Below are 1,374 nucleotides of genomic sequence, written 5' to 3' on the forward strand. Positions count from 1 at the left end.
AAGGTGCGGGGGCGGCCTCGTTCCGGCATGGCATCCATTTCTGTGTTGATTGATACATAAATTAGTTGACGCGCCCGGGCAAGGCTGGCAGACATTTATGTATTGATCACTACATAAAAGGAGTAAACGAATGTCTTCCATCGGCTTGAACGGCAAGGTCGCGCTCGTCACCGGCGGCAGCCGCGGCATCGGCGCAGCCATTGCGCGAAGGCTTGCGGCCGACGGCGCCAATGTCGCGCTCACCTATGTGAACGGCGAGGAGCAGGCCCACGCTGTCGTCGGGGAAATCGAAGCAGCCGGCGGTCGGGCCATTGCCATCAAGGCCGATAATCGCGACGCCACCGCAATCCAAGCGTCGGTCAGCGAGACGGTGAAGGCCTTCGGCCGGCTCGACATCCTCGTCAACAGCGCCGGCATCTGGCGCGCCGCGCCGATCGATGAATTGCAGCTTGCCGACTTCGATGAAACTATGGAGGTCAATGTCAGAGCCCCGTTTGTGGCGTCGAAGGCGGCCGCAGTGCATATGGGCGAGGGCGGCAGGATCATCTCCATCGGCAGCAATCTGGCCGAGCGTGTCACCGACACCAGCCTCAGCGCCTATTCGGCCAGCAAGGCGGCATTGGTCGGCCTGACCAAGGCATTGGCGCGCGACCTCGGTTCGCGCGGGATTACCGCCAACATCGTTCATCCGGGCTCGACCGACACCGATATGAATCCGGCCAGTGGCCCGCACGCCGAGCACCAGCGGCAGAAGATGGCGACGCCTCGCTTCGGCAAGGCTGAAGAGATCGCCGGCATGGTCGCCTGGCTGGCGGGTTCCGAAGGGCGCTTCGTGACAGGCGCCGCACTGACTATCGACGGCGGCGCCAACGCCTGACCCGTGCGCCAATTCCCGGATCCGGAGGGGAATCAATTCGCTCCTGACGTCACGGTGTTGTGAAACTGTTCTGCAACAGACCTTCCGAAATTTATGGAAGCTTAACGAAATCGGTATGAATCGGTATAGTCGCGTCTTACACCCGTCATACGGTGGGCGAGACCGTCAAGCGTGCGGAACGGGAACCGGTTGCAGCCGGAGCGGGTGATCTATGAAATTCCTCGGAAACAAAGCAACCGTGATGCCGCTTGCGGTGATCGCGGCTATGCTGGCCTTCGGCATGCCGCAGGCAGACGCGCAGGGGCTTTTCGAGAGGCTTTTCGGCGGCGGCATCCGTCACACGCCGCAAGGTGATTTCCCCCCGCCGCCGTCGAGGCAGAAGTCACGATTTAAGCCAAACGCAAAGGCGCCGGCCGTTTCTCGCAGCGCAGGCAACAAGCGCGGCGGCGTCCAAATCAGCAGCCCGTCCTATTACACCTACAAGAGCGATCCACTGG

1 protein-coding gene and 1 pseudogene are annotated in these 1,374 nt (G+C 61.6%); both read left to right on the forward strand.

From position 1 onward, the window contains the following. Nucleotides 1-130: 130 nt before the first annotated feature. Nucleotides 131-877, forward strand: coding sequence for a 3-oxoacyl-ACP reductase family protein (locus E5W87_RS13605; protein ID WP_292397960.1), 747 nt, complete (start codon nt 131-133; stop codon nt 875-877). A gap of 211 nt (nt 878-1,088) precedes the next feature. Then, nucleotides 1,089-1,374 (forward strand): annotated as a pseudogene (locus E5W87_RS13610) (hypothetical protein); the annotation flags it as partial.

The sequence above is a fragment of the Mesorhizobium sp. genome, from assembly GCF_004962925.1.
In the GTDB taxonomy this organism is placed as follows: Bacteria; Pseudomonadota; Alphaproteobacteria; order Rhizobiales; family Rhizobiaceae; genus Mesorhizobium.

Excerpts from the sequence above, each read along its gene's own strand:
- E5W87_RS13605 (WP_292397960.1), top strand. The coding sequence starts at position 131 with ATGTCTTCCATCGGCTTGAACGGCAAGGTCGCGCTCGTCACCGGCGGC.